General features: G+C 66.9%; 5 protein-coding genes. 1 reads left to right on the top strand and 4 read right to left on the bottom strand.

The genetic code is table 11. From position 1 onward, the window contains the following. Positions 1 to 63: 63 nt before the first annotated feature. From VW23_RS20615 to phnG, 4 genes are all read right to left on the bottom strand, one after another. The gene (locus VW23_RS20615; protein ID WP_069911389.1) at positions 64 to 942 is read right to left on the bottom strand and encodes an alpha-D-ribose 1-methylphosphonate 5-phosphate C-P-lyase PhnJ; all 879 of its coding nucleotides are present in this window, start codon (positions 940 to 942) and stop codon (positions 64 to 66) included. Between the two features lie 160 nt (positions 943 to 1,102). Continuing rightward, entirely contained in the window at positions 1,103 to 2,203 is a 1,101-nt protein-coding gene (locus tag VW23_RS20610; protein WP_069911388.1) for a carbon-phosphorus lyase complex subunit, read from the bottom strand. A 3-nt stretch (positions 2,204 to 2,206) separates the two neighbouring features. Continuing rightward, on the bottom strand, positions 2,207 to 2,797 hold the full coding sequence (gene phnH / locus VW23_RS20605) for a phosphonate C-P lyase system protein PhnH (RefSeq protein ID WP_069911387.1): 591 nt from the start codon (positions 2,795 to 2,797) through the stop codon (positions 2,207 to 2,209). Further along, positions 2,797 to 3,246: a phosphonate C-P lyase system protein PhnG gene (gene phnG / locus VW23_RS20600; protein ID WP_069911386.1), complete on the bottom strand. Its 450-nt coding sequence runs from the start codon at positions 3,244 to 3,246 to the stop codon at positions 2,797 to 2,799. Before phnG ends, phnH begins: the two co-directional genes overlap by 1 nt. Positions 3,247 to 3,327: 81 nt before the next feature. Here phnG and phnF point away from each other — a divergent pair, with 81 nt between their 5' ends. Then, positions 3,328 to 4,065 (top strand): phosphonate metabolism transcriptional regulator PhnF, encoded by a 738-nt coding sequence (gene phnF / locus VW23_RS20595; RefSeq protein WP_141728412.1) that lies wholly within the window; start codon positions 3,328 to 3,330, stop codon positions 4,063 to 4,065. Positions 4,066 to 4,235: the final 170 nt, after the last annotated feature.

Below are 4,235 nucleotides of genomic sequence, written 5' to 3'. Positions count from 1 at the left end.
TCGCAGTCTTGCGCCTCCCTCCCCTCAAGGGGGAGGGAGGCGCAAGACTGCGAGCCACGCGGGTCATTCTGCTGCCTCCAGGGCGTGGCCGGCGAGCTTGCCGCGGTGGCCGTGCTCGCGGCGATCCTCGCAATTGTCGGTGTCGGAGCAGACGAACATGTGCCCGCCCTTGTCATCGAGGATCACCTCGTCGAGATAGACCCCGGTGGCGCCGCACAGCGCGCACGGCTCCTCGAAATGCTGGATCTCGAACGGATGATCCTCGAAATCGAGGCTCACCACTTGGGTATGGGGCGGTACTGCGTAGATGCGCTTCTCGCGCCCGGCGCCGAACAGCTGCAGCACTTCCGACATGTGCATTTTGGGATTGTCGAACTTCGGCGTCGGCGAGGGGTCCATCACGTAGCGGCCCTCGACCTTCACCGGATAGGCGTAGGTCGTGGCGATGCGGCCATGCTTGGCGATGTCCTCGTAGAGCTTCACATGCATGAGCCCGTATTCCTCGAGCGCATGCATCTTCCGCGTTTCGGTTTCGCGCGGCTCGAGGAAGCGCAATGGCTCGGGGATCGGCACCTGGTAGACCAGCACCTGCCCCTCGGTGAGCTTGGCTTCCGGGATGCGGTGGCGGGTCTGGATGATCGTCGCTTCCTCGGTATGGGTTGTCACCGCCACCTCAGCGACCTTGGCGAAGAAGGCGCGGATCGACACCGCATTGGTGGTGTCGTCGGCGCCCTGGTCGATGACCTTGAGCACATCTGATGGACCGATGATCGAGGCAGTGACCTGCACCCCGCCGGTGCCCCAGCCATAGGGCATCGGCATCTCGCGGCTGGCGAACGGCACCTGGTAACCCGGCACCGCGATGCCCTTCAGGATGGCCCGGCGGATCATCCGCTTGGTCTGCTCGTCGAGATAGGCGAAGTTGTATTTGGCGATGTTCATTTGAGTTGTCCCCGACGCACCGATCCCTGAAGCGACCACGGAGTCATTCCCGCGCAAGCGGGAACCTCCGTTTGCGGAGCGGGAGGCAAGAAAACAGAGGTTCCCGCTTTCGCGGGAATGACCCGGTGGGTTGAACGTCGGTCTGTGTGGGTGGCGATGTTCATTCTGCCGCCTCCGGGTAAGCTTCTGCGTCGTCCGCCACATCGTGCTCGGCCCGCATCTCGCGCAGCAGCCCGAGTTCGCCCTGGAAATCGACATAGTGCGGCAGCTTCAGGTGCTCGACGAAGCCGGTCGACTGCACGTTGTCGGAATGCGAGATGACGAATTCCTCGTCCTGTGCCGGATGGTTCACGTCCTCGCCGAGCTCAGCGGCGCGCAGCGAGCGATCGACCAGCGACATCGCCATGGCCTTGCGCTCGGCCTGCCCGAACACCAGCCCATAACCGCGGGTGAACTGCGGCGGCACCTTGGCATTGCCCTTGAACTTGTTGACCATCTGGCACTCGGTGACCCGGATCCGCCCCAGGTTCACCGCGAAGCCGAGCTCCGGGATATCGAGCTCCACCTCGACCTCGCCGATACGGATCTCGCCGACGAACGGATGCGAGCGGCCATAGCCGCGCTGCGTCGAATAGCCGAGCGCCAGCAGGAACCCCTCGTCACCGCGGGCCAGCGCCTGCAGGCGCCGATCGCGGTTGAGCGGGAACTCGAGGGGTTCGCGGGTGAGATCGCCGATTTCGTCCTGCACTTCGGACACGTCGGGCTCGATCAGTCCCTGATGATCGAGGAGGTCGGTGACGCGCGGCGCCGGCTCGTCCGCGCTGGCGCGCGCTGTGGCCTCGTCCACCGCGGCACCCTCGGCAATGCTGGGATCGAGCAGGCGGTGGGTATAGTCGAAGGTCGGGCCGAGTAGCTGGCCGCCGGGCAGATCCTTGAACGTCGCCGAAACGCGACGCTCGATCTTCATCGCGGCAGTGTCGATCGGCTTCGAATAGCCGAAGCGCGGCAGCGTGGTGCGATAGGCGCGGACCAGGAAGATCGCCTCGATCAGGTCGCCGCGCGACTGGAGGATGGCGAGCGCCGCGAGCTCGCGGTCATAGAGCGAACCTTCGCCCATGGTGCGATCGACCGCGAGGCCGAGCTGTTCGATGATCTGGTCGAGGCGCAGCGCCGGCACCGAGCGATCGCCGCGACGGCGATCGGCGAGCAGCCGGTGGGCATTGGCGATGGCGGCCTCGCCGCCTTTGACGGCAACATACATGGCTCAAGCCTCCGAAATACGGGTGGTGCGCGGCAGGCCGACAACCGTGCCGGCACGAACCAGCAGCAAATCGACGCCGCGGGGGAAACGGGCGCGGTTCTCCGCCCACTGCTCGATGAAGTCGCCATCGGGCAGCGGCAGCTGGGTGCTGAACTGGTCCTTGATCCCTGGGCCCTTCAGGGTCACGGGCTTGGCGGCGGAGCCGACAGCAAGGACAACCGTGGTCGAGCGATCCGGGTACTCGTCGGTGCCCTGCCCAAAGGCATCGATACGCGGCAGCAGCGTCACGTCGCTCACCAGCGCGAACGCCGCCGCGCCGATATCTGAGGTCAGCGGCGCGCCGCAGTGGAACGCCAGCCAGGCCACTACCGCCTCATTGGCGGCGAGCACCGGGTCGAGCCACACCAGCGTGTCGTGGTCGCACAGCGTCAGCGCCACGGCGCCGAGCTCCGGCGTCAGCGGCGCCGGCGGCGCGGCATCGGACGCAATCGACTGCACCGAGCCCGGACGGGCCAGCGCCTCCATCACGGCGCGGAACACGCTCTGCGCCCCCAGCACCAGGTCGGCGAAGCCGCCTTCGATTGTCGTGTCCATCAATCGTCTCCCCGAACCATGGTGAAGAAGTCGACCTTAGTGGCCGCCGTCTCGTCGCGGAGTTTGGCATCCGCGGCGGCCTGCTCTTCACGCAGCGGCCGCAGCACCAGCCTCTCCACCGCCTCGGCGTCGCGCTGCAGCAGCGCATCGAACAGCGCCGACTGCACTGCCTTGTCGCCGTCGCGACCGAGGCAATAGGCGTGCCCGACCTCGCCGGTTTCGAGCCGCACCGTGGCGCGGGTGACCGTCGCTTCGCCGAGGTTGAAGGCGTTGCCGCCACCGCCGGCGCGGCCGCGCACCATCACCAGCCCGGTCTCCGGGCCACGCACCTTGTGGTAGGCCGGCTTGTCGGACCAGGCGGCCCAGAGTTCGCCGAGCCGCTTCGGCGTGGCGTGGCTCAACACCGCCATCGCCTCCTGCCGGGGGTTATTCTGGGGCGCCTGTTGCATTGGCTCTTGCTCCAACTTGTATAGTAAAATAGACAAGTGATGTCGTTTCGCCCCGCTATAGGCCGACCGTGTGAAGATGCAATGACAATCTTGAGCCGCACCGAAATCGCTCCGGCTGGAGGCGTCGCCCTGTGGCGCCAGATCGCCGACGCCATCCGCCTCGACATCATCGGCGGCAAGCTCGAAAGCGGCGACAAGCTGGCGGGCGAGCTGAGCCTGGCCGAGCGTTTCGGCGTCAACCGCCACACCGTCCGCCGTGCCCTCGCCGTGCTGGAAGAGGAAGGTGTGCTGCGCGCCGAGCACGGCCGCGGCACCTTCGTCGCCGAAGCTCGCCGCCTCAGCTACCCGATCGGCCGCCGCACCCGCTTCTCTGAAGGTCTCGCCGGACAGGTCCGCCAGCGCAGCAGCCAGCTGCTGTCATCGAAGATCGAGCGCGCCACGGCGCGCCTCGCCGAAGCGCTGGCGGTGAAACTGGGAACACGGCTGCTCCGGCAGGAAACCGTCTCCTTCGCCGATGGCCGCCCGCTGGCGCGGGCGACCGGCTGGTTCCCCGAGGCCCGCTTCGCCGGATTCGACGCCGCCTATGTCGAAACCGGCTCGGTGACTGCGGCGCTCAAGCGCTACGGCATCGAGGACTATTCGCGCGGTTCGACCCGCATCTCGGCCCGCCACGCCACCACCGAGGAAGCCCAGGCACTGAAGCTGGCGCCGGGCGCCGTGGTGCTGGTGTCCGACGCCGTGGACCTCGACGCCGAGGGCGTGCCGATCCACGCAATGCTGACGCGGTTTCCGGCGGACCGGATGGAGCTGGTGGTTTAGCCTTACGGACAAACGGAGGGAGAAATGCAAGCCACTACCGATCACGACGGTCACCGTGTAACCCACCGGCACCGCCTGCACTGGTTCGAACGAACGCTGGCCGTGCTGACGGCGCTATCGGCTGTGGGGATCCTGCTGCTGGAGGTCGGGCGGAGCCTGGTGCTCTGGCC

Source organism: Devosia insulae DS-56 (assembly GCF_000970465.2).
GTDB classification, from domain to species: Bacteria; Pseudomonadota; Alphaproteobacteria; order Rhizobiales; family Devosiaceae; genus Devosia_A; species Devosia_A insulae.
Note: the sequence above shows the minus strand (reverse complement) of the source record. Positions and strands in the feature narration are given on the sequence as shown.

What these genes read in the sequence shown, in the direction of transcription:
- VW23_RS20615 (WP_069911389.1), bottom strand. Translation starts at nt 942, where the DNA reads ATGAACATCGCCAAATACAACTTCGCCTATCTCGACGAGCAGACCAAG.
- phnG (WP_069911386.1), bottom strand. Translation starts at nt 3,246, where the DNA reads ATGCAACAGGCGCCCCAGAATAACCCCCGGCAGGAGGCGATGGCGGTG.
- VW23_RS20610 (WP_069911388.1), bottom strand. Translation starts at nt 2,203, where the DNA reads ATGTATGTTGCCGTCAAAGGCGGCGAGGCCGCCATCGCCAATGCCCAC.
- phnF (WP_141728412.1), top strand. Translation starts at nt 3,328, where the DNA reads ATGACAATCTTGAGCCGCACCGAAATCGCTCCGGCTGGAGGCGTCGCC.
- phnH (WP_069911387.1), bottom strand. Translation starts at nt 2,797, where the DNA reads ATGGACACGACAATCGAAGGCGGCTTCGCCGACCTGGTGCTGGGGGCG.